The 25,722-nt window shown below is 62.6% G+C and carries 23 protein-coding genes, 2 tRNA genes and 1 pseudogene; 4 read left to right on the forward strand and 22 right to left on the reverse strand.

The features are described from left to right. Nucleotides 1-10 precede the first annotated feature (10 nt). The 14 genes and pseudogenes from V0U35_RS12755 to V0U35_RS12820 form a co-directional block, all read right to left on the reverse strand. Nucleotides 11-1,531, reverse strand: a complete 1,521-nt coding sequence (locus tag V0U35_RS12755) for an NADH-quinone oxidoreductase subunit M (protein WP_330197117.1) — start codon at nt 1,529-1,531, stop codon at nt 11-13. 1 nt (nt 1,532) lies between these two features. Beyond that, nucleotides 1,533-3,686 (reverse strand): NADH-quinone oxidoreductase subunit L, encoded by a 2,154-nt coding sequence (gene nuoL, locus V0U35_RS12760; protein ID WP_330197118.1) that lies wholly within the window; start codon nt 3,684-3,686, stop codon nt 1,533-1,535. Between the two features lie 8 nt (nt 3,687-3,694). Continuing rightward, a complete protein-coding gene (nuoK, locus tag V0U35_RS12765) occupies nt 3,695-4,003 on the reverse strand; it encodes an NADH-quinone oxidoreductase subunit NuoK (RefSeq protein ID WP_330197167.1) in 309 nt (102 codons plus the stop codon). After that, nucleotides 4,003-4,617 (reverse strand): NADH-quinone oxidoreductase subunit J, encoded by a 615-nt coding sequence (locus V0U35_RS12770; protein ID WP_330197119.1) that lies wholly within the window; start codon nt 4,615-4,617, stop codon nt 4,003-4,005. Before V0U35_RS12770 ends, nuoK begins: the two co-directional genes overlap by 1 nt. 40 nt (nt 4,618-4,657) lie before the next feature. Beyond that, nucleotides 4,658-5,146, reverse strand: coding sequence for an NADH-quinone oxidoreductase subunit NuoI (gene nuoI / locus V0U35_RS12775; protein ID WP_330197120.1), 489 nt, complete (start codon nt 5,144-5,146; stop codon nt 4,658-4,660). A gap of 1 nt (nt 5,147) precedes the next feature. Next, nucleotides 5,148-6,197 carry an NADH-quinone oxidoreductase subunit NuoH gene (nuoH, locus tag V0U35_RS12780; RefSeq protein WP_330197121.1) on the reverse strand — a complete coding sequence of 350 codons (1,050 nt, stop codon included), beginning with the start codon at nt 6,195-6,197 and terminating at the stop codon, nt 5,148-5,150. Between the two features lie 4 nt (nt 6,198-6,201). Next, a complete protein-coding gene (nuoG, locus tag V0U35_RS12785; protein ID WP_330197122.1) occupies nt 6,202-8,304 on the reverse strand; it encodes an NADH-quinone oxidoreductase subunit NuoG in 2,103 nt (700 codons plus the stop codon). After that, the gene (locus V0U35_RS12790) at nt 8,301-8,783 is read right to left on the reverse strand and encodes a hypothetical protein (RefSeq protein ID WP_330197123.1); all 483 of its coding nucleotides are present in this window, start codon (nt 8,781-8,783) and stop codon (nt 8,301-8,303) included. Before V0U35_RS12790 ends, nuoG begins: the two co-directional genes overlap by 4 nt. A 3-nt stretch (nt 8,784-8,786) precedes the next feature. Beyond that, nucleotides 8,787-10,097 carry an NADH-quinone oxidoreductase subunit NuoF gene (gene nuoF, locus V0U35_RS12795; RefSeq protein WP_330197124.1) on the reverse strand — a complete coding sequence of 437 codons (1,311 nt, stop codon included), beginning with the start codon at nt 10,095-10,097 and terminating at the stop codon, nt 8,787-8,789. Further along, a complete protein-coding gene (gene nuoE / locus V0U35_RS12800) occupies nt 10,097-11,104 on the reverse strand; it encodes an NADH-quinone oxidoreductase subunit NuoE (RefSeq protein WP_330197125.1) in 1,008 nt (335 codons plus the stop codon). Before nuoE ends, nuoF begins: the two co-directional genes overlap by 1 nt. After that, nucleotides 11,101-12,303, reverse strand: a complete 1,203-nt coding sequence (locus V0U35_RS12805; RefSeq protein ID WP_330197126.1) for an NADH-quinone oxidoreductase subunit D — start codon at nt 12,301-12,303, stop codon at nt 11,101-11,103. The genes nuoE and V0U35_RS12805 overlap by 4 nt, the downstream gene beginning before the upstream one ends. Nucleotides 12,304-12,307: 4 nt before the next feature. After that, a complete protein-coding gene (locus V0U35_RS12810; RefSeq protein WP_330197127.1) occupies nt 12,308-12,919 on the reverse strand; it encodes an NADH-quinone oxidoreductase subunit C in 612 nt (203 codons plus the stop codon). Then, nucleotides 12,916-13,520: pseudogene (locus tag V0U35_RS12815) on the reverse strand (NuoB/complex I 20 kDa subunit family protein). The gene V0U35_RS12810 and the pseudogene V0U35_RS12815 overlap by 4 nt, the downstream one beginning before the upstream one ends. Beyond that, nucleotides 13,490-13,855 (reverse strand): NADH-quinone oxidoreductase subunit A, encoded by a 366-nt coding sequence (locus V0U35_RS12820; protein WP_330197129.1) that lies wholly within the window; start codon nt 13,853-13,855, stop codon nt 13,490-13,492. Before V0U35_RS12820 ends, V0U35_RS12815 begins: the two are co-directional and overlap by 31 nt. A gap of 272 nt (nt 13,856-14,127) precedes the next feature. Between V0U35_RS12820 and V0U35_RS12825 the strand changes: the two genes are divergently transcribed. Continuing rightward, nucleotides 14,128-15,771, forward strand: a complete 1,644-nt coding sequence (locus V0U35_RS12825; protein WP_330197130.1) for an AbgT family transporter — start codon at nt 14,128-14,130, stop codon at nt 15,769-15,771. Nucleotides 15,772-15,829: 58 nt separating this feature from the next. Here the strand turns inward: V0U35_RS12825 and V0U35_RS12830 are convergent, their stop codons facing one another. Together V0U35_RS12830 and V0U35_RS12835 are read right to left on the reverse strand one after the other, a co-directional pair. Then, nucleotides 15,830-16,423 (reverse strand): hypothetical protein, encoded by a 594-nt coding sequence (locus tag V0U35_RS12830; RefSeq protein ID WP_330197131.1) that lies wholly within the window; start codon nt 16,421-16,423, stop codon nt 15,830-15,832. Nucleotides 16,424-16,561: 138 nt separating this feature from the next. Further along, nucleotides 16,562-16,638, reverse strand: a tRNA-Asp gene (locus V0U35_RS12835). Nucleotides 16,639-16,772: 134 nt separating this feature from the next. Here V0U35_RS12835 and V0U35_RS12840 point away from each other — a divergent pair. Together V0U35_RS12840 and V0U35_RS12845 are read left to right on the forward strand one after the other, a co-directional pair. After that, entirely contained in the window at nt 16,773-17,396 is a 624-nt protein-coding gene (locus V0U35_RS12840) for a peptidylprolyl isomerase (RefSeq protein ID WP_330197132.1), read from the forward strand. 72 nt (nt 17,397-17,468) lie between these two features. Beyond that, nucleotides 17,469-18,269 (forward strand): MipA/OmpV family protein, encoded by an 801-nt coding sequence (locus tag V0U35_RS12845; protein WP_330197133.1) that lies wholly within the window; start codon nt 17,469-17,471, stop codon nt 18,267-18,269. A gap of 5 nt (nt 18,270-18,274) precedes the next feature. On the opposite strand, the gene V0U35_RS12850 is transcribed toward V0U35_RS12845, so the two are convergent. From V0U35_RS12850 to V0U35_RS12860, 3 genes are all read right to left on the reverse strand, one after another. Then, a tRNA-Val gene (locus V0U35_RS12850) sits at nt 18,275-18,350 on the reverse strand. Nucleotides 18,351-18,363: 13 nt separating this feature from the next. Beyond that, nucleotides 18,364-19,533 (reverse strand): bifunctional chorismate mutase/prephenate dehydratase, encoded by a 1,170-nt coding sequence (locus V0U35_RS12855; RefSeq protein ID WP_330197134.1) that lies wholly within the window; start codon nt 19,531-19,533, stop codon nt 18,364-18,366. Nucleotides 19,534-19,813: 280 nt separating this feature from the next. Next, nucleotides 19,814-20,146 (reverse strand): YegP family protein, encoded by a 333-nt coding sequence (locus tag V0U35_RS12860; RefSeq protein WP_330197135.1) that lies wholly within the window; start codon nt 20,144-20,146, stop codon nt 19,814-19,816. A gap of 190 nt (nt 20,147-20,336) precedes the next feature. Between V0U35_RS12860 and V0U35_RS12865 the strand changes: the two genes are divergently transcribed. Beyond that, on the forward strand, nt 20,337-21,854 hold the full coding sequence (locus V0U35_RS12865; RefSeq protein ID WP_330197136.1) for a helicase HerA-like domain-containing protein: 1,518 nt from the start codon (nt 20,337-20,339) through the stop codon (nt 21,852-21,854). A 65-nt stretch (nt 21,855-21,919) separates the two neighbouring features. Here the strand turns inward: V0U35_RS12865 and lysM are convergent, their stop codons facing one another. From lysM to lon, 3 genes are all read right to left on the reverse strand, one after another. After that, nucleotides 21,920-22,372, reverse strand: a complete 453-nt coding sequence (gene lysM, locus V0U35_RS12870) for a peptidoglycan-binding protein LysM (RefSeq protein ID WP_330197137.1) — start codon at nt 22,370-22,372, stop codon at nt 21,920-21,922. Nucleotides 22,373-22,407: 35 nt separating this feature from the next. Then, nucleotides 22,408-23,013 (reverse strand): DUF937 domain-containing protein, encoded by a 606-nt coding sequence (locus tag V0U35_RS12875; protein ID WP_330197138.1) that lies wholly within the window; start codon nt 23,011-23,013, stop codon nt 22,408-22,410. 186 nt (nt 23,014-23,199) lie between these two features. Next, nucleotides 23,200-25,605, reverse strand: a complete 2,406-nt coding sequence (lon, locus tag V0U35_RS12880; protein WP_330197139.1) for an endopeptidase La — start codon at nt 25,603-25,605, stop codon at nt 23,200-23,202. Between the last annotated feature and the right edge of the window lie 117 nt (nt 25,606-25,722).

The following is a 25,722-nucleotide window of genomic DNA, read 5'->3' on the forward strand; positions in this document are numbered from 1 at the left end:
TCCCGCCCCCCTAGTTCTGCGCGGCGGCCAGAGCCGCCTGATAGTTTTCGATGAGCAAATCGACCGATGCTGCCGTGACGTCGGTGATCAGCGTCGAGAAGAAGCCGAGCACCAGTGTACCGATGACAAGCGGCGTGAACATCAACCACTCGCGGCGGTTCATGTCCGTGATCGCCGAAAGCTTTTCATTCACCAGTTCGCCGAAGACGACATTGCGGTAGACGGTCAGCATGTAGACCGCCGACAGGATGACACCGACCGCGGCACCGGCTGCCGCCAGCGCCGAGACCTGGAACGTCCCGGCCATGGTCATGATCTCGCCGACAAAGCCGGACGTGCCCGGCAGGCCGACATTGGCCAGCGCAAACAGCGCGAAGACGGCTGCGTAAACCGGCATGCGGTGCACAAGACCGCCATAGAAGGCAATCTCACGCGTGTGCATGCGGTCATAGATCACACCGACACAGAGGAAGAGCGCGCCGGAGATGAGGCCGTGCGACAGCATCTGGAAGATCGCGCCCTGCACGCCGAGCTGGGTCATCGCGAAAATGCCCATCGTCACGAAGCCCATATGGGCAACTGACGAGTAGGCGATCAGCTTCTTGATGTCGGTCTGCCGGAAGGCCACCAGCGAGGTGTAGATAATGGCGATCACCGACAGGACGAAGACCAGCGGAGCGAAATAGGCGCTCGCCTCGGGGAACATCGGAATGGAGAAACGCAGGAAGCCGTAGCCGCCGAGTTTCAGAAGGACACCGGCCAGGATGACCGAGCCCGCCGTCGGGGCTTCCACGTGAGCGTCCGGCAACCAGGTGTGGACCGGCCACATCGGCATCTTCACCGCGAAGGAGGCAAAGAAGGCCAGCCACATCCAGATCTGCGCTTCACGCAGGAAGGGCGTCTCCATCAGCACGGTGATGTCGGTCGTTCCGGCTTGCAGGAACATGGCAATCATCGCCACCAGCATCAGCACCGAGCCCAGAAGCGTGTAGAGGAAGAATTTGAACGCCGCATAGACGCGGTTCGCCCCACCCCACACGCCGATGATCAGGAACATCGGGATGAGGCCACCTTCGAAGAAGATGTAGAAGAGGATGAGGTCGAGCGCGCAGAACACGCCGAGCATCAGGGTTTCCAGGATCAGGAAGGCGATCATGTAGTCGACGACGCGCTTCTCGATCCGCCAGCTGGCGATGATGCAGATCGGCATCAGGAAGGTCGTCAAGAGGACGAACAGCACCGAAATGCCGTCGACGCCCATCCGGTAACCCATCCCGAAGGCCGAGAACCATTCCAGCTCCTCGACGAACTGGAAGCCCGGATCGGCGGTATCAAATCCGGCGATCAGCAGGATGGACAGGCCGAATGTCGCCAGCGTCGCAAACAGGGCGACGCCCTTGGCGTTCTTTTCGAGCGCCTTGCTGTCCTCGCCCCGCATCAGGAATTTCAGCCCGACCAGGAAGACCGCCACGGCAGTGGGCAGGAAGGTGATCGCCGACAGGAGCGGCAGGGATTGCACGATCTCGCTCATGTCACTGCCCTCCCGTCCGGGCGACAACCCAGAGCGTCAGCAACACCACGCCGATCAGCATCACGAACGCATAGTGGTAGAGATAACCCGACTGGGCTTTCGACAGCCGCCGCGCGGCGCTCATCGCGCTGCCGGCAAAGCCGTTGGGACCGAAGCCGTCGATGATCTTCCGGTCGCCCACTTTCCAGAACAGATCGCCGAGCTTTTCCGCGCCGCGCACGAACACGAAACGGTAGATCTCGTCGAAATACCATTTGTTGTAGAGGAAGGCGTGCAGCGGACCGCCCCGGGCCGCGATGCGTGCGCCCATGCCTTCCTTGACCAGGTAGAACCAGATCGCGCCGAGGAAGCCGATCAGCGTCGCCACGAAGGGCGCGAACAGCACCCAGGTCGGCGGATGGTGACCGCCGCCATGGTCGCCTTCGGCTGCGTGATCGTCTGCGGCAGCATGATCGGCCTCGTCCGTGGCCGCATCCAGGGATGCCGCTTCAGCCGGGCTCAGCTGATCGATGACGTCGTCGCGATGTTCAGCGCCATGGCTGTCTGCCGCCACTTCGCCATGGGCCTCGTCAGCGGCCCCATGACCGTCGTCGTCATGGGATTCCTCGACCGTGCCATGGTAGGCAGATGGTAGCGCGTCGCGCCAGAAATCGCCTGATCCCTCGCCAATGAACGGGCCGCGGAAAAGCGCCCCGGCGAAGATTGCGCCGACGGCCAGAAGGACGAGCGGGATCATCATCGGTGCCGGTGCATCATGGGCATGATCGAGCACTTCTTTCGGACCGCGATACTTGCCGTGGAAGGTCATGAATATCAGCCGCCAGGAATAGAAGCTGGTCAGGAGCGCCGCGATCGTGCCAACCCAGAAGGCCATGACGCCAAACGGCAGACCGCCCTGCCCGGCCATGAAAGCCCCCTCGATGATCGCGTCCTTCGAATAGAAGCCGGCAAAGCCAAGATTGAGCAGCGGTATGCCAACGCCGGTCAGTGCCAGCGTGCCGATGATCATCAGGATCCAGGTGAAGGGCAGCGCCTTGTAGATTCCGCCCATCTTGCGCATGTCCTGCTCGTGGTGGAGGCCGTGAATAACCGAGCCGGACCCGAGGAACAAAAGCGCCTTGAAGAAGGCGTGCGTGAAGAGGTGGAACATCGCCGCGCCGTAAAGGCCGAGACCAGCGGCAAAGAACATGTAGCCGAGCTGCGAACACGTTGAATAGGCGACCACGCGCTTGATGTCGTTCTGGGCGACGCCAACCGTCGCGGCGAAAAGTGCCGTCGTTGCGCCAATCACGGTGATGAAGGCTGACGTGTTCGGTGAGGCTTCAAAGATCGGCCAGCAGCGGCAGACGAGGAAGACGCCCGCCGTGACCATGGTTGCCGCGTGGATGAGCGCGGAAACCGGCGTCGGGCCCTCCATCGCATCGGGCAGCCAGACATGCAGGAAGAATTGCGCTGACTTGCCCATCGCGCCGATGAAGAGAAGGAAGGCCGCCAGCTCTATCGCCTGGAATTGTAGCGAGCCGAGCGCCAGCACGTCGGCCTCGTGATCGCCGATGGCGGCAAAGACCTGGTCAAAGCCGATCGAGCCAAAGACGGCGAACACCGCCATGATGCCGAGCGCGAAGCCGAAATCGCCGACCCGGTTGGTGACGAAGGCCTTGATCGCCGCGTCATTGGCCGACTTTTTCTTGTACCAGAAGCCGATGAGCAGATAGGACGCCAGCCCCACCCCTTCCCAGCCGAAGAAGAGCTGGAGGAAGTCGTCTGCCGTCACCAGCGCCAGCATGGCGAAGGTGAAGAGCGAGAGATAGCTGAAGAAGCGCGACCGGTGCGGGTCGTCGGCCATATAGCCCCAGGAATAGAGGTGCACGAGCGAGGAAACGCTGGTCACCACTACGAGCATGACCGCGGAAAGCGTGTCGAGCTTGATCGACCAGACCGCCTCGAAGTCGCCGATACTGATCCAGGTCGCGAGCGGGATGGTGCGCTCGTTGCCGAGGATCGCCACGTCATAGAACATCCAGATCGACAGGACGGCAGACAGTCCGAGCAGCACCGTCGTGACGAGCATCGCCGCGCGGTCGCCGATCCACTTGCCGAAGAGACCCGCAATGATCGAGCCGATCAGCGGTCCGAATACGATAATAAGCGGCATCGTTCCGATCAGCCCTTCATCAGATTGACGTCCTCAACCGCGATATTGCCGCGGTTGCGGAAGTAGACGACGAGAATGGCGAGACCAATGGCCGCTTCGGCAGCCGCCACGGTCAGCACGAACATGGCGAAGACCTGCCCGGCGAGATCGCCGAGATAGCTGGAAAACGCCACGAGATTGATGTTCACGGCGAGCAGGAGAAGCTCCACCGACATGAGGAGAATGATCACATTCTTCCGGTTCACGAAGATGCCGAAGACACCGATCGTGAACAGGAGCGCGCCGACTCCGAGATAGTGTGCGAGGCCGATCTCCATCATTCCCCGATCCCCTCTCCGGATTTGACGTCGTGCAGGGTCACGGCGGTCTTGCGGTCCCGCCCGACCTGGACGTGCGCCTGCTGGCGCTTCACATACGGACGGTGCTGGAGTGTCAGCACGATCGCACCGATCATCGCGACCAGCAGAACCAGGCCCGCCGCCTGGAAGAAATAGGCGTAATCGTCATAAAGGAGCGCGCCGAGCGCCTCGACATTGGAGACGCCTTCGGGCGTGGCACTGATGCCATCACGGGCGGGCACGTCATCGGCATTCCAGGCCAGGCCAACCAGCACCATTTCCGCCGCCAGTACGATCCCGACCAGACCGCCGAGCGGCAAATAGCTGAGAAAGCCCTGCTTCATCTCCACGAAGTCGACATCGAGCATCATGACGACGAAGAGGAAGAGCACCGCGACCGCGCCGACATAGACGACGACCAGCAGCATGGCGAGGAATTCCGCGCCGAGCAGTACAAACAGGCCGGCCGAGGAGAAGAAGGCGAGGATCAGCCACATGACCGACCGCACCGGGTTCCGGGCAATCACGACGAAGAGCGCGGACAGTACCGCGACCCCCGAAAGTGCCCAGAATGCGATTGCCTGAATTAACATCGATGCCGTCGTCCCTGTCCTATCGTCCTCTCGCCCCGCCTTAACGGTAAGGCGCGTCCAGTTCCAGATTGCGGGCGATCTCGGCTTCCCACCGGTCGCCATTCTCCAGAAGCTTAGCCTTGTCGTAGTAGAGTTCCTCGCGCGTTTCCGTCGCGAACTCGAAATTCGGCCCCTCCACGATCGCATCGACCGGGCAGGCCTCTTCGCAGAAGCCGCAATAGATGCACTTCGTCATGTCGATGTCGTAGCGGGTGGTCCGCCGCGAGCCGTCCGCGCGCGGTTCGGCCTCGATGGTGATGGCCTGGGCCGGGCACACCGCTTCGCAGAGTTTGCAGGCGATGCAGCGCTCTTCCCCGTTGGGATAACGGCGCAACACGTGCTGGCCGCGGAAGCGCGGCGAGAGCGGACCTTTCTCGAACGGATAGTTCAGCGTGGTCTTGGGCCGGAAGAAATACTTCATGCCCAGGACGAACGCCCCCCAGAAGTCCAGAAGGAGCGCGCCGCGAATGGTCTGTGCGATCCGGGACATGTCAGTTGGCTCCGTAGGTGATGTAGGCCCCGACAATGGCGACCGCGCCGAGCGAGGTTGGCAGGAAGATCTTCCAGCCCAGCCGCATCAGCTGGTCATAGCGGTAACGCGGGACCAGCGCCTTCACCATCGCGAACATGAAGAAGAAGAAGACCAGCTTCAGAAGGAACCAGAAAATCGGCGGCACCCAGGTAAAGGGCGCGAAATCGAACGGCGGATGCCATCCCCCGAAGAAGAGGATCGTCGTCATCGCGCACATCAGCATGATGTTCAGATACTCGCCGAAGAAATACATCAGGAAAGGCGTGGAGGAGTATTCCACCTGATAGCCCGCCACGAGCTCGGATTCGGCTTCGGGCAGGTCAAACGGCGGACGGTTGGTTTCCGCCAGCGCCGAGATGAAGAAGACGCCCGCCATCGGGATCATGACGAGGAACATCGGCCAGGGCAGAGCGTGCGCGGCCAGCAGATTCCAGTTCCAGAATCCGCCAGCCTGCTGTTCGACGATCACCGAGAGGTTCATCGATCCGGCAAAGAGCAGGACGGTGACGATGACGAAGCCAATGGAGACTTCATAGGAGATCATCTGGGCCGTTGACCGCAACGCGCCCATGAAGGGGTATTTCGAGTTCGAGGCCCAGCCGCCGATGATGATGCCGTAAACGCCAAGCGAGGAAATCGCCAGCAGGTAGAGAATACCGACATTGAGGTCGGCGATGACCCATCCCGGCGCAACCGGGACCACGGCCCAACCGATGAAGGCGAGGACCAGCGTGATCAGCGGTGCAAGCAGGAACAGAATGCGGTCGGCGCCGGCCGGAACGACGATTTCCTTGAAGAAGAATTTCAGCGCGTCGGCGATGGTCTGGAGGAGGCCGAAGGCCCCGACGACGTTCGGCCCCTTGCGCATCTGCACCGCCGCCCAGATCTTCCGGTCAAGCAGCACCGCAGCGGCAACTGAGAGCGACAGGATGATCGTAAAGGCCAGCACCTGAGCCACGCTCAGGAGCGGTCCCCAGACGACGCCGTATTGTTCGATAAATCCGCTCATCGCCCTACTCCGCCGCCACCGCAGACGGGCCGGCTTTCATCGCCGAGCATTCCGCCATCGTCTTGGACGCCCGCGCGATAGCGTTCGTCTGGTAGAAATCGGTTACCGGCGAGACGAAAGGCTTGTCGGTGACATCGCCCGCTTCGCCGATCTTCGCCGGATCAAACTCGCCTGCGCTTTCATGGCCCGGCGCATGGTCGATCTCGCCGAGCACCGGATGGTCGGCGATCAGTTTCGCGCGCAGCTGGTCGAGCGAGTCATAAGGCAAGGTCCGTCCCAGGCGTTCTGACAGCGCGCGGAAAATCGCCCAGTCTTCCTTGGCTTCGCCCTTGGGGAAGACGGCACGGGCGTTGAGCTGGACCCGGCCCTCGGTATTGGCCCACATACCCTTCTTTTCGGTATAGGCCGCGCCCGGCAGGATCAGGTCGGCGCGGTGCGCCCCGGCATCGCCGTGATGGCCGACATAGATGACGAAGGCGTCGCCGAACGCGTCCATGTCGAGCTCGTCCGCGCCCATCAGGACCACGGTTTCGATATCGCCTTTCTTGGCCGCGCGCTGGATACCGGCGACGTCCTTGCCGCCCTTGCCCGGCAGGAAGCCAAGATCGAGCCCGCCGACGCGCCCCGCCGCCGTGTGCAGCACGTTGAAACCGTTCCAGCCATCGGTGACGGCACCGGTCTTCTTGGCCAGTTCAGCGGCCGCGCGCAGCACCTTGCCGCCATCGGCGCGGGTCAGTGCGCCCATGCCGACGATGATCATCGGCTTCTTCGCGTCTTTCAGCGTCTTGGCGAAACCCTTCGAGCTGCCACCCAGACCGCCAAGCGTCTTGCCGCCGTTTCCGAGGTGCTCGACCGGATAGGTCAGGTCGGCAGCCTCGCCGATCATCGCGACCGGCACATCGCGCTCCAGCCAGGCCCGGCGGATGCGGGCATTGAGGACCGGGGCTTCAAGGCGCGGATTGGTACCGACGAGCAGAATGGCGTCGGCCTGGTCGATGCCTTCGATGGTCGAGTTGAAGAGATAGCCGGAGCGCGGACCGCCGCCGATCTTCGCGCCGTCCTGGCGGCAATCGATCGATTTGACGCCGAGCCCGTCAAAGAGGTCTTTCGCGGCCTTCAATTCCTCGATGGAATTGAGGTCGCCGGCGATGACGCCGATCTTCTTCGGATCACCTCCGAGTTTCTCTTCCGCGATGGTCAGGGCCGCATCCCAGGTCGCCGGGACCAGCTTGCCCTTGACCCGCGAATAGGGGCGGTCGAGGCGCTGGCGCTGCAGCCCGTCCCACACGAAGCGGGTCTTGTCGGAAATCCATTCCTCGTTGATCGCGTCATTGACGCGCGGAAGAATGCGCAGAACGCCGGTGCCGCGCGCATCGACGCGGATCCAGCTGCCCATCGCGTCCATCACGTCGATGGTTTCGGTCTTGCGAAGCTCCCAGGGGCGCGCATTGAAGGCATAAGGTTTCGAGGTCAGCGCACCGACCGGGCAAAGGTCGATGACATTGCCGGACAGTTCCGACGTCACCGCGCTTTCCAGATAGGTGGTGATCTCCGCGTCCTCGCCCCGGTTGATCATGCCCATTTCGGGCGAACCGGCGACTTCGGTAACGAAGCGGACGCAGCGCGTGCACTGGATGCAGCGGGTCATGATCGTGTTGATCAGCGGGCCCATATACTTGTCTTCGACCGCGCGCTTGTTCTCCTCATAGCGCGTGCCGGAGCGGCCATAGGCCATCGCCTGGTCCTGCAGGTCGCATTCCCCGCCCTGATCGCAGATCGGACAGTCAAGCGGGTGATTGATGAGGAGAAACTCCATCACCCCTTCGCGCGCCTTCTTCACCATCGGTGAAAGTGTGTTCATCGCCGGCGGTTCGCCATTCGGTCCGCCGCGCATGTCCTTGACCTGCATGGCGCACGAGGCCGCGGGCTTGGGCGCGCCGACCAGTTCAACCAGGCACATGCGGCAATTGCCGGCGACCGACAGTCGTTCGTGATAGCAGAAGCGCGGGATTTCCCGGCCTGCCGCTTCGGCGGCCTGCAGCAGCGTGTAGGAGGCCGGAACCTCGACCTCGTCGCCATCGACAATGATTTTGCGCAGATCGCTCATGCGGCGTGTCCTGTTGGTTCAGGGGTGTGATCAGTGTTCGGTTCGCGCAGCCAGAAGACAGCGCCCCAGACGAGACCGGTCAAAACACCGGCCCCGAGGAAGACCGGCAGATTGGCGAGAAGAAGATTGCCCATTCGGCCCATCGGTAGACCGCCCCCGGCCAGAATATCCATCATCGCGGGCGCGATATCCCATGCCATCAGGCCCATCGCAACCACCAGCCAGATGATGACGGACTTGGCGAGGATTCCGCTACCGGAAAACGTATGGCCCAGGCCAGAGAGAATGCGCCCGCCCAGCCACCAGGACGCCGATCCGAAGATGGCGAAGAAGCCGGCGGCGAGCAGGAAGGAAAACGCGACAACCGTGATCCCGTTGGCGTCGCCTGACAGGCTGAGGCCGCCCATGGCGACGCGCAGCAGCGTCACCGCCACGGCGCAGACCAGGATGGCCAGACCGTATGTGAGGAGCGTTCTCAACGCTTACTCCGCGGCCACGTTGGAGACGGCGACCGGGCGGTCGGCGCGGTAGGCGGCGATGCGGTCCTCGATCTCGTGGCGGAAATGCCGGATGAGGCCCTGGACCGGCCAGGCCGCCGCGTCACCGAGCGCACAGATCGTGTGGCCTTCCACCTGACCGGCGACATCGAGCAGCATGTCGATTTCCGCCGTCGAGCTTTCGCCGCGCGCCATGCGTTCCAGCACGCGCCACATCCAGCCGGTACCTTCCCGGCAGGGCGTACACTGACCGCAGCTTTCATGCTTGTAGAAGTAGGAAATCCGCGCGATCGCCTTCACGATGTCGGTCGACTTGTCCATGACAATGACCGCCGCCGTGCCGAGGCCGGATTTCTCGTCGCGCAGCGCGTCGAAATCCATCAGCACGTCGTGGCAGGTGTCCGCCGGGATGCACGGCACGGACGAGCCGCCCGGAATGACGGCCTTGAGATTGTCCCAGCCGCCGCGCACGCCGCCCGCATGGGTTTCGATCAGCGTCTTGAGCGGGATCGACATCGCCTCTTCGACATTGCACGGCTTGTTCACGTGGCCGGAGATCGAGAAGACCTTGGTGCCGGTATTGCCCTGACGGCCGAAGCCGGCAAACCACTCCGCTCCGCGGCGCAGAATGGTCGGCGCAACAGCGATGGATTCGACGTTGTTGACCGTGGTCGGGCAGCCATAAAGACCGGCATTGGCCGGAAATGGCGGTTTCAGGCGCGGCTGGCCCTTCTTGCCTTCCAGACTTTCAAGCAGCGCGGTTTCCTCGCCGCAGATATAGGCCCCCGCCCCGTGATGGACGTAGAGGTCGAAATCCCAGCCGTGGATGTTGTTCTTGCCGATCAGCCGGGCCTCATAGGCCTCCAGAATCGCCGCTTCGAGGCGCTCGCGCTCCAGCACGTATTCGCCACGGATATAGATGTAGCAGGCATGGGCCTTCATCGCGAAGGAGGCGATGAGGCAGCCCTCGATCAGCAGGTGCGGATCGTGGCGCATCATCTCGCGGTCCTTGCACGTGCCCGGCTCGGACTCGTCGGCATTGACGACGAGATAGTGCGGGCGCTCGCCGACTTCCTTGGGCATGAAGGACCATTTCAGGCCCGTCGGGAAACCCGCCCCGCCCCGGCCGCGCAGGCCGGACGCCTTGATCTGGTCGATGATCCAGTCACCGCCCTGATCGATCATGTCCTTGGTGCCGTTCCACGCGCCGCGTTGTTTCGCGCCCTCCAGCCGCCAGTCGTGGCGGCCATAGAGGTTGGTGAAAATCCGGTCCTTGTCCTGAAGAAGCTGTCCCATCACTTCGCCTCCGCCAGGGCCTTGGCCTGCTCGACCCAGCCTTCACGCTCGATCCGGCCCTTGAATTTCAGCCGGGCATCAACCCAGGCGATCTCGTCCGCGCCCCATTCGGCGATCTGCGAGAAGTGGAAGACACCCAGGCTGTTGAGCAATTGCTCCAGCTTCGGACCGACACCCGACAGACGCTTCAGGTCGTCAGCCTTGCCTTTCGCGGCTTTCAGAAGGCGCGGTTCGCGCTCTTCGCCCACCGACGCGACGGGCGCGACCGGCTTGGGCCGGGCTTTTGCCTTGGCGGGCGGCTTGGTCGCCGACGGGGCCGCCTTGTCTGCTTTCGGTTTGCTGCCGGATTTGGACACGGCATTGGGAAGACTGATCTTTTTGGCCTTCGAGCCGTCAAACAGGGCGGTGTCGGTCAGCGTTGCCGGTTCACCCGCCGGTTCGGAGGCCTTGCGGTCCGATTGCGGGCCGGGCTCGACGGTCTCGCCGCGCTCCAGCTTTTCCACGAGTGCGGTGAAGCTCTCGACCGTCAGGTCCTCGTAATAGTAATCGCCGTCCGCGTTTGAAATCTGGACCATCGGCGCATTGGCGCAGGCCCCGAGGCATTCCACCTCGTTCCAGGACAGCTTGCCGTCAGCGCGGACCGTGCCTTTCGGGCCGATCTTCTTCTCGCAAACGGACTTGATGTCCCCGGCCCCGCGCAGCCAGCACGGCGTGGTGCCGCAGACCTGGATGAAGTGCTCTCCCACCGGGGCGAGATTGAACTGGGTGTAGAAGGTCGCGACCTCGTAAACCCGGATACGCGGCATATTCAGGCGGTTGGCGATCAGCTGGATGGCAGGCTCACTGACCCAGCCTTCCTGCTTTTGCGCAATCCACAGAAGCGGGATCACGGCAGACGCCTTCTTGTTGTCCGGATACTTATTCATCCAGAACGTCACAAGTTTCTCGCTTTCCTTTGAAAACGAGAAGCTTTCCGGCTGGACGGTTGCAAGGCGGCGCACACTCATCGGTCAATTTCTCCGAACACGATATCGAGCGAACCGAGGATCGCCGAAACGTCGGCCAGCATGTGGCCGCGATTGAGGTAGTCCATCGCCGCGAGGTGGGCGAAACCCGGCGCGCGGATCTTCACCCGGTAAGGCTTGTTGGTGCCGTCGGCGACGAGATAGACGCCGAACTCGCCCTTGGGCGCTTCAACGGCGGCATAGGTCTCGCCGGCCGGGACGTGCGCGCCTTCGGTGTAGAGCTTGAAGTGGTGGATCAGCGCTTCCATTGACCGCTTCATTTCCGCGCGGCGCGGCGGGGCGAATTTCGACCGGGTCGGCAGGACTTCGCCCGCGTTTTCCGGCTTTTTGAGCCATTCGACGCACTGGCGCATGATCTTTACCGACTCGCGCATCTCTTCCATGCGGCAGAGATAACGGTCCCAGCAGTCCCCGTTCTTGCCGACCGGAATGTCGAATTCGAGATCGTCATAGACTTCGTAGGGCTGTGACCGGCGCAGATCCCAGGCCATGCCCGAGCCACGCACCATGACGCCAGAGAAGCCCCAGGCGAGCGCGTCTTCACGCGTCACGACACCGATATCGACGTTTCGCTGTTTGAAGATGCGGTTCTCGGTCAGCAGCGTGTCGATGTCGTCGAGCTTTTCGGGGAATTGCTCACACCACGCGCCGATATCGTCGATCAGGTCGGGCGGCAGATCCTGGTGCACACCGCCAGGCCGGAAATAATGCGCGTGCATGCGCGAACCCGAGGCGCGCTCATAGAAGACCATGAGCTTTTCACGTTCCTCGAACCCCCACAGCGGCGGAGTCAGCGCTCCGACATCCATCGCCTGCGTGGTGACATTGAGGAGGTGCGACAGGATCCGGCCGATCTCGCAGTAGAGGACACGAACATAGCTGGCGCGGATCGGAACCTCGATTCCCGCAAGCCGCTCGACCGCCATGCAGAAGGCATGCTCCTGGTTCATCGGCGCGACATAGTCGAGCCGGTCGAAATAGCCAATGCCCTGGAGATAGGTCTTGTGCTCCAGCAGCTTCTCGGTGCCGCGGTGCAAAAGGCCGATATGCGGATCGACGCGCTCGACGATCTCGCCGTCGAGCTCCAGCACGAGGCGCAGCACGCCGTGCGCGGCCGGGTGCTGAGGCCCGAAATTGATGGTGAATGTGCGTTCCTCGGTGGAGGGATCGGTGATGGCCATGATCTTACGCCCCTCCCTGCTTGGCTTTTTCGTCACCCGGGATGACGTATTTCGCGCCTTCCCAGGGCGAGAGGAAATCGAAGTCGCGGAATTCCTGGACCAGCTCGACCGGTTCATAGACCACGCGTTTCTGCTCCTCGTCCCACCGCACTTCGACATGGCCGGACAGCGGAAAATCCTTGCGCAGCGGATAGCCTTCAAAGCCGTAATCGGTCAGCAGGCGGCGCAGGTCCGGGTGATCGGAGAAGACGATGCCGTACATGTCGAAGGCTTCGCGCTCAAACCAGTCGGCGACCGGGAAAATCTCGTGTACGCTGGCGACCGGCGTGTCCTCGTCGGTCGAGAGCTTGACCCGGATGCGCTGGTTCAGATGCATCGACAGCAGGTGATAGACCACGTCGAACCGGTCGGCCCGCTGGGGATAGTCCACCCCGCAAATGTCGATCAGCGTGGTGAAGCGGCAAGCCGGATCATCGCGCAGGAAGCGCAGCATTTCCTCGATCCGGTCGCGGTGGATGGTCAGCGTCAGTTCGCCATGGGTCACCGACTGCTCGCGGATCGCGGAATCGAGGACATTGGCGATGTGTTCGCCGAGTTCGGACAGAGCCTCGCTCATCGCTCGATACTCCCCTCGCGGCGGATCTTCTTCTGCAGCTGCAGGATGCCGTAGACCAGCGCTTCGGCTGTCGGCGGGCAGCCCGGCACATAGATGTCGACCGGAACGATCCGGTCGCAGCCGCGCACCACCGCATAGGAATAGTGGTAGTAACCGCCGCCATTGGCGCACGACCCCATCGAAATGACGTAGCGGGGCTCGGGCATCTGGTCATAGACCTTGCGCAGGGCCGGAGCCATCTTGTTGGTGAGCGTACCCGCGACGATCATCACGTCGGACTGGCGCGGGGATGCGCGCGGCGCGAACCCGAAGCGCTCCACGTCATAGCGCGGCATCGAGGCCTGCATCATTTCGACCGCGCAGCACGCCAAGCCGAACGTCATCCACATCAGCGAGCCGGTGCGTGCCCATGTGATGAGATCGTCAGCGGCAGCGACAACGAAGCCCTTGTCGGCCAGCGCGTCGGACACGCCGTCGAAAAACGGATCGTGCTTCTTCGGATCATAATGCGGCGTCGCGGCGCGTGCGGCAGTGAGTGCCGGGGTGCGGGTCTCGGTCATGACGTCGTCTCTACTCCCACTCCAGCGCGCCCTTCTTCCACTCGTAGACAAAGCCCACGGTGAGAACGGCAAGGAAGACCATCATCGACCAGAATGCGAAGGGCCCCGTCTCCTGCAGCGTCACGGCCCAGGGAAAGAGGAAGGCGACTTCGAGATCGAAAATGATGAACAGGATGGCCACCAGGTAGAAGCGCACATCGAATTTCATGCGCGCGTCATCGAAAGCGTTGAACCCGCATTCGTAGGTCGAGACCTTTTCCGAATCGGGATCGGACGGGGCCAGCACATAAGCGGCCAGCAGGAAAATCACGCCAAGCGCGGTCGCGATTCCCAGAAAGATCACAATCGGTAGGTAGTCGAGTAGGAGCGTGTCCATCGCCCGGATCCCTGACAGTTCGCCCGTGCGGCCAAAAATGACGGAGGTGACGAATTCGGGCGAGCCGAATCCACAAGAGCAAGCCCCCGCCTGATCGGTGCGGAAGCTAGAGCGACAGTCTCTCACCTGCAAGGCGAAAGCGCCGCTTTTGTCTGTCAAAAACACGCCGCAAGCCGTTGATTGAGAATGGTTCTTAACTGAGGCGGTTTTCCTTGCCAGAGGCTTGCGCCTCCTCTTAGCTTGCCCGCGAAAACTCAAACGGAGAGCCCTGCATGAGCGATCAGACCGGAAACACACCGGCACCGGAAAAACAGACCGGATTTCTCGGCCTCGTCGAACGGGCCGGGAACCGCCTTCCCGACCCGGCCTTCATCTTCTTCTACCTGATCATTGCCATGGCGGTGATCTCGACGATTGCCTATTTCGCCGGTCTCGAGGTCGAGCACCCAACCCGCCTGGATGACAGCGGCAATCCGGTCATCGTTTCGGCGATCAGCGCGCTGCACCCCGATGTCATCCGGCACCTGCTGGTCGAGATGCCGGAGATCTTCACCGGCTTCCACCCGCTTGGCTATGTACTTGTCGTGATGCTCGGCGCAGGCGTGGCCGAGCGGGCCGGCCTGTTCGGTACGGCCATGCGCGCAGCCGTCCGCGATGTTCCGAGACTGTTTCTGACGCCGGCCGTGGCGCTGGCGGCGATGATGGGCAACCTGGCCGCGGATGCCGCCTATGTGGTGCTGATCCCGCTTGCTGCGGTGATCTTTGCCGCCGCCGGGCGCCATCCGGTCGCCGGGATTACTGCTGCCTTCGCCGGTGTTTCAGGCGGCTTCTCGGCCAATCTATTACCCGGCCAGCTAGACGCGCTCCTCTTTGGTATCACCGAGGAAGCGGTCGTCGCGCTCGACCCGGCCTGGACCATGAACATCGCCGGGAACTGGTATTTCATTGCCGCGATGACCTTCCTCTTCCTGCCGGTCATCTGGTTTGTCACTGACCGGATCATCGAGCCGCGCCTCGGCCCCTGGCAGGGCGGAACGGTCGCCGGGTCAGACGATCCCGACAATGACCCGGACGCCGAAATGACACCGGGCCAGAAGAAGGGCCTCGCCCACGCCGGTATCGCCGTCCTGATCGTCGCGCTGATCTGGCTGTTCATGACGATCGACGTGGTGGCGCTGGTCACCGGCGGATCGGCCTCGCTCTATGGCGGCAACGCCCCGCTGTTCAGTTCCGATACGTCACTGGGCACAACGCAGCGCCTGGTGCCCTTCTTCACCTCGCTGGTGGCGGGCTTCATGCTGCTCTTCATCTTCGCGGGTGTGGCCTATGGCCGGGCCGCCGGGACGATCAAGTCGCACCGCGACATCGTCGACATGATGGCCGGTGCCATGAAGGACATGGGCTATTATCTCGTCCTCGCTTTCTTCGCCGCCTATTTCGTCGAACTGTTCAATGAGTCCCAGTTGGGCCTGATCTCGGCGGTCAACGGGGCTAATGCCATCGAGGCGTCCGGCCTGCCCCTGCCCATCGTACTGGGGCTGATCGTGCTCTTCGCCGCCCTTCTGAATCTCTTTGTGGGTTCGGCGAGCGCGAAATGGGCGCTTATGGCTCCGGTCCTGGTGCCGATGCTGATGCTGCTTGGCGTCAGCCCGGAAATGGCGACGGCGGCCTATCGCGTCGGCGACAGCGGTACGAACATCATCACCCCGCTGATGGTGTATTTCCCGCTGATCCTCGTCTTCGCGCGCCGCTGGGTACCGGAATTCGGCATCGGCTCGCTGACCGCCTCGATGATCCCCTACTCCATCTGGCTGATCGTCACCGGCATTCTGATGACGGTGGCCTGGGTCTATCTCGGCCTGCCATTGGGGCCCGGCGCGGAAGTCGCCTACGAACTGCCTGCCGCGACGCAATAAATCAGGCAGTCCTCAAACGCGAACGGCCGCCCCTTCCGGGCGGCCGTTTTCGTATGGGCTAGGCGACAAAGGCGTTCGTTGCGAAGAAGAGCAATCCGAAGAAGGGGATCAGGGCAACCAGGAAAAACCCCACGATGTGGAGCGACATCCGGCAGAGGCTGCCTCTCTGGTTCAATCCTTGGAAATGGGTCTTGAGCGCGCCCGATGGAATTATATATCGGCCTGCGAATACAATTACATAATAGACCGAAACGGCAACGCACAGCAGTAGCAGAAACGGCGCAATCAGGTATACGAACACGTCATTGCGCCAGTTGTCGTACTCGGGAATGCGCTCCTGACCCTGCTGCAGATTCACATAGGTTCCAATCCGGGCACCAACGACAAACAGTGCATTGATGACCAGGATATTGATGATCCATTCGGCGTACGGGATTTCGAACGGAAACAGCCCCAGCACGAACTCGCGGAGATTGACGTACGGTGTAAGAACACCGTCGGAAAAGAATTCACGCCATTCGACGACATCATCGGCGAGGGCTGCAAGATTCAGCGTATTCAGGGTCATCGAGCCAATGGTGACCGTAATGATCCCCGGACCGAATCCGGGCGATGACGCAACTGGAGACTCAGTTGTTTCGCGATTGGCCATAACCGGCTCCCGGCAAACTTACCGGGAGACGACCGGCAAAATCAGGAATGCCGCATCTGAGCTCCAAGGCTGAAATTTTTCAAGGCCGGTTCCAACGGATGCGCCACCGATCCGTGAGTGGGCTGTGTTTTGAAGAAATGGCGCGAGTGACGGGACTCGAACCCGCGGCCTCCGGCGTGACAGGCCGGCGCTCTAACCAACTGAGCTACACCCGCAAAAGGGCCATTCCTCTCGCATCAGCGAGGAGGCGTTGTCTAAGGGAGGTGGCCGGTCCGGTCAAGCGCGTTTCGCGGCGGAAAATGCGCTAGACTCACCTCGCCCTTAAGTGCCGCTGCAAAGGATAGCCGCCATGCTCCGCCCCGCCCTCGCTTCACTCGCCGCCCTGACCCTCCTCGCCTGCAGCCCGGACGATGACACGTCCGATTCGCCGGGCATGGTGAGCGCCATCATCGAAACCCGCGCGGGCGATATCACGCTTGCGCTCGATGCCGCGGCCGCGCCGGTGACGGTCGCGAACTTCGTCGCACTCGCCGAGGCCGGAGCCTTCGACGGGACGAGTTTTTACCGGACCGTCCGGGCCGACAATGACCGGCCCGAAGCCCGGATCGACGTGATCCAGGGCGGGGCCGGGTTCGACGGCCTGCCCGGCGCGGTGCCCATCGCCCATGAACGCACGGACGCGACGGGCCTGACCCACACGCGCGGTGCGATCTCGATGGCGCGCAACGAGCCGGGTTCAGCGTCGAGCGAATTCTTCATCGTCATCACCGACAGCCTGATCCTCGATGCAGGGCCGGACGGCCGCCATCCCGATGGCGAAGGCTTTGCCGTCTTCGGTTACGTCACCGGCGGCATGGAGGTCGCCGAGGCGATCTGGCAGGCCCCGACGGGCAATGACAGTGCGCCGGACGGCTATTCTGCGCAGTGGCTGACCGAGCCGGTCCGGATCGAACGAATCCGGATCGCAGAATAATGTGTCGGCAGGGCAAACCAACCGGCCGCGATCCACGTATAAGTCATTGAACCCGCTGACCGGAGGACATCCATGCGCCGCGCCCCTGCTACATCTTTTCTGATTGGCCTGCCCTTGTTGCTGGCCAGCCCGGCCCTGGCGCAGGAGGAGGTTGGCGCGCCCAATTTCGTGGCATTCGGCGTTGCGACGGCACCCGACCATCCCGGGTCTGACGATTACCGCTTCCTGCCGTTCGGGGCCGGACGTGCGACACTGGGCGGCGTGACCTACCAGGTCGAAGGTCCGGGCCTGTCAGCGGCTTTCATCAATGAGGGCCCGCTCGAAGCCGGGGCTTATGTGCGCTGGTATGGCGGACGCGACGACGATATCGATGACGCGGTCGTGCGGCTTCTGCCTGAACGCGACGGTGCGGCGGTCGCGGGCGGCTTCGTCCGCCTGCAGGTCGCGAACGGCGTCGCCAACCAATACGACCGCGTCTATGTCAGCGCCCGCGCCGGTGGCGACCTGACCGGCGAGTATGGCGGCGTCTTCTGGTCGACCTCGCTCGCCTACGCTACACCGCTGTCACGCACCACACTGTTTATCGCAAATCTGTCGGTTTCGGGGTCTGGCGACGACTATGCGAGCGCCCTGTTCTCGGTCGATGCAGCCGGCGCCGCGGCAAGCGGGCTCGCGCCCTACACCGCCGAAGGCGGCGTGCAGGACATCGGCCTGACGCTCTTCCTGGATCAGCAGGTCAGTGAGAATTGGTCGGTCACTGGCGTCTTCGGGGCCTTACAGCTGCAGGGCGACTATGCCGATAGTCCCATCGTCACGGTCCGGGGCGACGACACGGCCTATTTCGCCGGGATCGGAATCGGCCGACGATTCTAGGGGAATGGTGGGCGGTGAGGGGTTCGAACCCCCGACCCTCTCGGTGTAAACGAGATGCTCTCCCAGCTGAGCTAACCGCCCGTTGATCGCGCTTTTAGCCGGGCTTTGCCGGATTGGCCAGAACGGAAACAGGTGCCAGCCGGTCCGCGCCATAACAGCCCAGCACACGCAGCCGCAGCGCCCGGTCGCCAATCGCCGCCAGCGCCCGGCGGCAGGCCGGATCCTCGCTGTGGCGCTCGACATCAAGGAAGAACATCTCCTCCCACGGCTTGCCGGGCACAGGCCGGGATTCCAGCTTGGCGAGATTGACCCCCTCGTCGCGGAAGGCGGCCAGCACGTCGACCAGCGAGCCCGGCTCATGTGCGGTGGCGAAGACGAGCGAGGTCTTGCACGGCAGGTTCAGCGCAGGCGGTTTCGCCTTGCGGGCCAACGCGACGAAGCGGGTGTAGTTCTCCTCGGCATCGCCGATATCCTCGCTGATGACGTTGAGACCGAAGAGGCGCGCAGCATCCGCGCCCGCTATGGCGGCGACACCGGGCCCATCCTCCATGGCGTGCTCGATAGCCCGGGTTGAACTCGACGCGAAATGCGTTGTGACCCCGTCATACTTTGACAGGAAGCGGCGGCACTGGGCCAGCGCCTGGGGGTGGCCGTAGACACGTTCCACGCCATCAAGCGAACCCGTCCGCCCGACCAGGCAATGGCGCACGCGGTAGTGATGCTCGCCGACGATGCTGAGACCGGTATCGAGCAACAGGTCATAGACCTCGTTGATCCCGCCGGTCGTCGTATTCTCGATCGGCAGGAAGGCGTAGTCCGCCTCGCCCTCCTCGGCCGCGCGCACAATGGCCGAAAAGTCCCGCCGCACGACCGGAGCCACGCCGCCATGGCGCGGGCCGAAATGGGCCTGGGCGGCGAAGTGGGAGTAAGTTCCCGGCCCGCCGAGATAGGCAACCGAGACTTCGTCCATGTCGGTTGCAGCGCGGGCGTCGAGTTCGGCCCGCTGCCCTCGCAGTGACAGATCGATCAGCGTCTGGAACAGGCGCTCAACTGCCGAAGGCTCCAGCCCCAGTCCCCGTCCCATCTCGATCGCGGAGGCGATGACGTCACGTTCCCTTGCCGTATCGCGGACCGGTGCGCCCGACCGGCTCTTCGCCCGCGCGACCTCCGACGCCAGGGCAGCCCGCCGCGCGCCCAGGTGAAGAATGTCGCGATCAACTGCGTCGATCGACTCGCGAAGCGTCTCCAGCGTGTGTCCATCCATGATCTGTGTCCTCCCTCGTGCGGAAACGAAAAAGGCCCCCCGAAGCGGGAGGCCCTGTGTAGCTGTGCGGTGTGATGTCCTGGACAATCAGCGCGTCAGCGGGCGGCCTCCCGGTTCCGGTCGGTCGTAAAAAAGCCCGCAAAATAGATCGCTGCGCGTGTCATGGCCACGACGATGCGGCGGCGCGGCGGGCCGGTCAAGCGGGCATGCCAGCACCATAACAAAAAACGCCGCCCCGTTTCCGGGACGGCGTCTGGTCTCCAGTGCCGGAGAGCCCAGCTCAGGTCTGGTCGTCTGTGCTGGCACCGTCAGCAGCGCGGCCGATCGCTTCGCAACCCTTTTTCGCGCCATCTTCCGAAGAATAGCCCTGTCCGGTCAGAATGACTTCGCCATTGCCGGCCTTGAGAGAGACGTAGAACTTGCCGTTCTTGCCTTCCTTGATGATGTAGCGCGCCATATTCCCCGCATTCTTCTTGACGGACTCGATGCCGTTGAGCGCGCTGGCCTTGGCCTTGTAGGTCTCGGACCGGCCGACATTCTCGTGATTGCCCGCAATCAGCGAGAAATAGAATTCACCGTTGTTGGCTTTTTTCAGTTCAAATTTTCCGGCCATGAGTTTCGTGCTCCAATTGTATAACGTGCGGCTTTATGCGGCAGGGTTGTAAGTCCAGAAAATTCCCGGAATTCGGAAATCTGGGACTATAGTCGCTTGCACCGGGTCTATTGGTCAACTCGGAGCTATTGGCTTACATCAATCCTGGCTCAGACGCAGATTCACGGACCCGGTTCCATAGGAGACAACATTGGACAGAATTTTCATCGGCGGTGCGGACGGCGAGGCACAGACGCTCCTGTTGAAACGTGCCAACCGGCATGGGCTGATCGCGGGCGCGACCGGCACCGGCAAGACCGTCACGCTGCAAATCCTCGCCGAAGGGTTTTCCAATGCCGGCGTTCCGATTTTCGCCGCCGACGTGAAGGGTGATTTGTCCGGGATTGGCGTGTCGGGCAGTGCCGAACACAAGCTGCACCCGAAACTGGTTTCGCGCGCCGAGAAGATCGGTCTCGATCCTTACGGCTATGCCGCCTCACCGGCGGTGTTCTGGGACGTGTTCGGGGAGTTGGGGCATCCCTTGAGGACCACAGTGTCGGAGATGGGGCCACTGCTGCTGTCACGCCTTCTGGGACTGAACGACACCCAGGAAGGGGTTTTGAACATCGCCTTCCAGCTGGCCGACGATGATGGCCTGCTTCTGCTTGATCTGAAGGATCTGCGCTCGCTGCTGGCGCATGTCTCGGACCGTCGCAGTGAACTCAGCCGCAGCTATGGCAATGTCTCGCCGGCCTCGGTCGGAGCCATCCAGCGCCGCCTGCTCGTTCTCGAACGCGAAGGCCTTGATCACTTCTTCGGCGAGCCTGCCCTGTCACTTGACGACATGATGAAGGTTGATGCGGATGGCCGCGGCCATGTGAACATCATGGACGCCACGCGGCTGATCAATAATCCGGGGCTCTATTCCACCTTCTTGCTGTGGTTGCTCTCGGAGCTGTTCGAGGAACTGCCCGAGGTCGGTGACCCCGACAAACCGCGACTGGTCTTCTTCTTCGACGAGGCGCACCTTCTGTTCCGGGACGCGCCCAAGGCGTTGCTGGAGAAAATCGACCAGACGGTGAAGCTGATCCGGTCCAAGGGTGTCGGCGTTTACTTCGTCACCCAGAATCCACGTGATCTGCCGGAGTCAGTGCTCGCTCAGCTCGGCAACCGTATCCAGCATGCCTTGCGGGCCTATACGCCCAACGAACAGAAGGCCGTTCGCGCCGCCGCCGGGTCGTTCCGGCCCAACCCGGCCTTTGACACCGAAGACACGATCACCCAGCTCGGTGTTGGCGAAGCGCTGGTCTCGACGCTGGCAGAGAAAGGCGAGCCCTCCGTTGTCCAGCGCACACTGATCCGCCCGCCCTCCTCGCGACTGGGCCCCATCCTGCCCGATGAACGGCGGGCCCTTGTCCAGAACGGGCCGATGACCGGGGTTTACGACACCGAGATTGATCGGGAGTCCGCCTATGAGATGCTGGAACGGCGTGCGGCCGAACAGCGTCAGGCGGAACTGGAAGCCGCCGAACGTGAAGCGGCCGAAGCGCGGCGGGCCGAACGCCAGCGCGCGAGCCGCCAGACGACGCGCCGAACCACGACGCGGCGGCGGACACGCCGGCGGACTTCGTCGGCCCAATCCACCATCAACAGAGTCTTGCGGCAGTCCTCCAACACGCTGGTGCGCGAGGTCGTACGCGGCATATTCGGATCGCTTCGCCGGCGCTAGCAGAACGAAAAAGGCTCCCGGTCAATGACCGGGAGCCCCGTTTCCGCCCGTAGGCCCTGGTCGGCTTACTTGCCTTTCGGCGGGATACGCAGGAGTTGCCCGGGATAGATCCGGTCCGGGTGATCCAGCATGGGCTTGTTGGCTTCGAAAATCTTGTTGTACTCGTTCGCCTTGCCATAGTGCTGTTGGGCGATCTTCGACAGCGACTCCCCGGACTTCACCGTGTGAAAATTTCCGGCGGCCTCTTTCTTGGCGGCGATGATCTTGTCGTGAACACCGGCCACGCCCTTGATGTTGCCAGCTGCCATCAGCAGCTTTTCCTTGGCGGCCTGGCTCAGCCCCTGGCCTTTCAGGACGACCTTGTCGTCCTCGATGTCCAGCTCGACATCCTTGGCACCTTCAACGTCCAGGCTGCGGATTTCCCGCTCTACCACGTCGCGGTTTTCGTCCCGCGATTTTGACCGGTCGAAGCCGAGTGCCTTGCCGGCTTCCGCCACCACATTGATCAGATTGAACATGATTGAGGTCCCTTTCTTCCCTTGATGCAAACGCGCTACCGGCCGCGCCGGTTGATAAGGCCCAGGATGTCGTCTGCAATTCCATCCTGTCCTCCCTGTTGACCCAACGCGCCGAGAATGCCGGCGAGGCCGCCTCCCTGATTGCCGCTGCCGCCCGCTAGCGAACCGAGCATTCCCGTCAGGCCGCCAAAGCTGCTTTGCGCCGGACGCGCGCCGTGATCGGGGTCGGCCTGCGCCATGCGGCTGACCACCATGGTCGCGATCACCGGCAGCAATTGTTTGAGTATACCATCATCCACACCGGTTCGGGCGGATGCATCCGCGGCGACACGGCGCGAGACCTCCCGGGAGCCGAACAGTTCGCCTAGCAGGGTGTTTCCCTGCTCGACCGTCGTTTCGTCCGCCAGAGCATCTTCGGTCTCGAGGACACGGTCAGCGGTTTCAGGCTGCAGCTGTCCCAGCAGGGACGATAGCCCCCCGGCGCGCTGTTCGCGCTCGACGCCAGCCCCCAGTGCCGGAAGCAGCGCCTCGACCGCTGATCGCGCCTGACCTTCATCAAGGCCGAACCGCGAGGCGATATTGGAAATCGCACTGCCCCCTTGCGCGGAGGCGAGCATGTCGAGAATGGCAGAATTGTTCATAAAACGATGATCCCTTGGTCTGATTGCGCCTGAAGCGCCGCCCTCGGAATCAAGCCTAGACGCCCGTTTCCGGGCTGCCTATGGCGCGGCTGCAAGTCGCCCACAAGCTGTAATCGTGCAGGAAAAGCGCCGCCCGTTTAACACGAGCGGCGCTTGGCAATTCATCAGTCCTGAAAAAAACCGCCGTCAGTGGGCGACGGCACCGCCGCCCTGCCCGCTCTGGGGCTGGGATGAGAGCGCGGCGAGCGCGGCCTCATCGGCCTCAGTCCATTCGGCCGGTTCGACCTCCCGGACCAGGGCGTTCTTGAGGACTTCCTCGACAGTGGAGACCGGAATGATTTCCAGGCCCGACTTCACATTGTCGGGGATGTCGGCGAGGTCCTTCTCGTTCTCCGACGGGATAAGAACCGTCTTCACACCGCCGCGCAGCGCGGCGAGGAGTTTTTCCTTCAGCCCACCAATCGGCAGGACCCGGCCGCGCAGTGTGATTTCGCCAGTCATGGCGACATCCTTGCGCACGGGGATCTGGTTCAGCACCGAGACAATGGCCGTCATCATGCCCACACCGGCCGACGGACCATCCTTGGGCGTCGCGCCTTCGGGCACGTGAACGTGGATGTCGGTCGCCCGGAAGACGGTGGGCTTTACACCGAGCGACGGGGCGCGGGCCTGAACAAAGCTGTTCGCCGCGGAAATGGATTCCTTCATCACGTCGCGCAGATTGCCGGTCACGGTCATCTTGCCACGGCCGGCCATCTTGACCGCTTCGATGGTCAGCAGGTCGCCGCCGACCTCGGTCCAGGCCAGGCCTGTCACGACGCCGATCTTGTCGTCGCCCTCGGTCTCGCCAAAGCGGTGTTTTCGCACACCGGCGAAGTCATTAAGGTTTTCGGTCGTGACATCGACGGACTTCGTTTCTCCGCCCTCGATCTTGCGCACGGCCTTGCGGGCGAGATTGGCGATCTCGCGTTCCAGGTTACGCACACCCGCCTCACGCGTGTAATAGCGGATGAGGTCACGCAGCGCCGGTTCGCTCAGGGACCATTCTTCGTCCTTCAGCACGTGTTCCTTGCGCTGTTTCGGGATCAGGTGGCGCTGGGCAATCTCGACCTTCTCGTCCTCGGTGTAACCGGCGATACGAATGATCTCCATCCGGTCGAGAAGCGGTTGGGGCATGTTCAGCGAGTTCGCTGTAGTCACGAACATGATGCCCGACAGGTCATAGTCGAGTTCGAGATAGTGGTCGGCGAAGGTCGAATTCTGTTCCGGGTCCAGCACTTCGAGCAGCGCCGAGGACGGGTCGCCGCGATAGTCCGCGCCGAGCTTGTCGATCTCGTCGAGCAGGAAGAGCGGATTGGCCGACTTGGCCTTCTTCAGTGACTGGATGATCCGGCCCGGCATCGAGCCGATATAGGTCCGCCGATGGCCGCGGATTTCCGCCTCGTCGCGAACACCGCCGAGCGACATGCGCACGAATTCGCGCCCCGTTGCACGAGCGATCGAACGGCCGAGCGAGGTCTTGCCGACGCCAGGCGGTCCGACGAGGCAGAGGATCGGCCCCTTGATCTTTTTCGCCCGGGCCTGAACCGCGAGATATTCGAGGATGCGTTCCTTGACCTTCTCGAGACCGTAATGGTCATCATCAAGAATGGTCTCGGCGCGTTTCAGGTCCGACTTCAGGCGCTTGCGCTTGCCCCAGGGCAGCGCCAGCACCCAGTCGAGATAGTTGCGCACGACGGTCGCTTCGGCCGACATCGGGCCCATCTGCTTGAGTTTCTTGAATTCGGCTTCCGCCTTGGTGCGGGCTTCCTTCGAGAGCTTGGCTTCAGCGATGCGGGTCTCGAGCTCGGCGAGTTCCTCGCGCGTTTCATCCGGCTCTCCCAGCTCGCGCTGGATCGCCTTCATCTGCTCGTTGAGATAGTACTCGCGCTGCGTCTTTTCCATCTGGCGCTTGACGCGGCTGCGGATCTTCTTCTCGACCTGGAGGACGCTGATCTCGCCTTCCATCAGGCCGAGACCGCGCTCCAGCCGGCGCGCCACATCGCTTTCCTCAAGCAGGACCTGCTTGTCAGCGATCTTCACGGCCAGATTCGCGGCGATGGTGTCGGCGAGCTTGGAGGGGTCGGTGATCTGACCGACCGACGCCAGCGCTTCGGGCGGCACCTTCTTGTTGAGCTTGACGTAATCGTCGAATTTTTCCGCCGCGGCGCGCATCAGCGCCTCGATTTCCGAGGCATCGCCAGCCGCATCGGGAATGATCTCGGCTTCGGCTTCGAAATACTCCGGATTGTCGAGATAGCGGGCAATGCGCACGCGCGAACCGCCTTCGACGAGCACCTTGACCGTACCGTCAGGCAGTTTGAGCAATTGCAGGACCGAAACCAGCACGCCGGTCTGGTGGATCGCCGAGGTGGCCGGGTCGTCATCGCCCGCATTCATCTGGGTGGCGAGCAGGATCTGCTTGTCGCCGCGCATGACTTCTTCCAGCGCCTTCACCGATTTCTCGCGGCCGACGAAGAGCGGCACGATCATGTGCGGGAACACGACGATGTCGCGAAGCGGAAGAAGCGGAAGCGTACGGGATTCAGACATGGACTGACAGGTCTCCTGATGCGCCACGGCACAATCGGCGCGCAAGTGTCTCAGCCCTGCAGAGTGGCGCGATTCGAGCCGGTCTGCGGGCGTTTTGCAGCAGGGCCTGATCCGGCC

This window comes from Hyphobacterium marinum (assembly GCF_036330325.1).
Classification (GTDB): Bacteria; Pseudomonadota; Alphaproteobacteria; order Caulobacterales; family Maricaulaceae; genus Hyphobacterium; species Hyphobacterium marinum.

Coding starts and splice junctions, on each gene's coding strand:
- V0U35_RS12755 (WP_330197117.1), bottom strand. CDS start 1,531: ATGAGCGAGATCGTGCAATCCCTGCCGCTCCTGTCGGCGATCACCTTC.
- nuoL (WP_330197118.1), bottom strand. CDS start 3,686: ATGCCGCTTATTATCGTATTCGGACCGCTGATCGGCTCGATCATTGCG.
- nuoK (WP_330197167.1), bottom strand. CDS start 4,003: ATGGAGATCGGCCTCGCACACTATCTCGGAGTCGGCGCGCTCCTGTTC.
- V0U35_RS12770 (WP_330197119.1), bottom strand. CDS start 4,617: ATGTTAATTCAGGCAATCGCATTCTGGGCACTTTCGGGGGTCGCGGTA.
- nuoI (WP_330197120.1), bottom strand. CDS start 5,146: ATGTCCCGGATCGCACAGACCATTCGCGGCGCGCTCCTTCTGGACTTC.
- nuoH (WP_330197121.1), bottom strand. CDS start 6,197: ATGAGCGGATTTATCGAACAATACGGCGTCGTCTGGGGACCGCTCCTG.
- nuoG (WP_330197122.1), bottom strand. CDS start 8,304: ATGAGCGATCTGCGCAAAATCATTGTCGATGGCGACGAGGTCGAGGTT.
- nuoF (WP_330197124.1), bottom strand. CDS start 10,097: ATGGGACAGCTTCTTCAGGACAAGGACCGGATTTTCACCAACCTCTAT.
- nuoE (WP_330197125.1), bottom strand. CDS start 11,104: ATGAGTGTGCGCCGCCTTGCAACCGTCCAGCCGGAAAGCTTCTCGTTT.
- V0U35_RS12805 (WP_330197126.1), bottom strand. CDS start 12,303: ATGGCCATCACCGATCCCTCCACCGAGGAACGCACATTCACCATCAAT.
- V0U35_RS12810 (WP_330197127.1), bottom strand. CDS start 12,919: ATGAGCGAGGCTCTGTCCGAACTCGGCGAACACATCGCCAATGTCCTC.
- V0U35_RS12820 (WP_330197129.1), bottom strand. CDS start 13,855: ATGGACACGCTCCTACTCGACTACCTACCGATTGTGATCTTTCTGGGA.
- V0U35_RS12825 (WP_330197130.1), top strand. CDS start 14,128: ATGAGCGATCAGACCGGAAACACACCGGCACCGGAAAAACAGACCGGA.
- V0U35_RS12830 (WP_330197131.1), bottom strand. CDS start 16,423: ATGGCCAATCGCGAAACAACTGAGTCTCCAGTTGCGTCATCGCCCGGA.
- V0U35_RS12840 (WP_330197132.1), top strand. CDS start 16,773: ATGCTCCGCCCCGCCCTCGCTTCACTCGCCGCCCTGACCCTCCTCGCC.
- V0U35_RS12845 (WP_330197133.1), top strand. CDS start 17,469: ATGCGCCGCGCCCCTGCTACATCTTTTCTGATTGGCCTGCCCTTGTTG.
- V0U35_RS12855 (WP_330197134.1), bottom strand. CDS start 19,533: ATGGATGGACACACGCTGGAGACGCTTCGCGAGTCGATCGACGCAGTT.
- V0U35_RS12860 (WP_330197135.1), bottom strand. CDS start 20,146: ATGGCCGGAAAATTTGAACTGAAAAAAGCCAACAACGGTGAATTCTAT.
- lysM (WP_330197137.1), bottom strand. CDS start 22,372: ATGTTCAATCTGATCAATGTGGTGGCGGAAGCCGGCAAGGCACTCGGC.
- V0U35_RS12875 (WP_330197138.1), bottom strand. CDS start 23,013: ATGAACAATTCTGCCATTCTCGACATGCTCGCCTCCGCGCAAGGGGGC.
- lon (WP_330197139.1), bottom strand. CDS start 25,605: ATGTCTGAATCCCGTACGCTTCCGCTTCTTCCGCTTCGCGACATCGTC.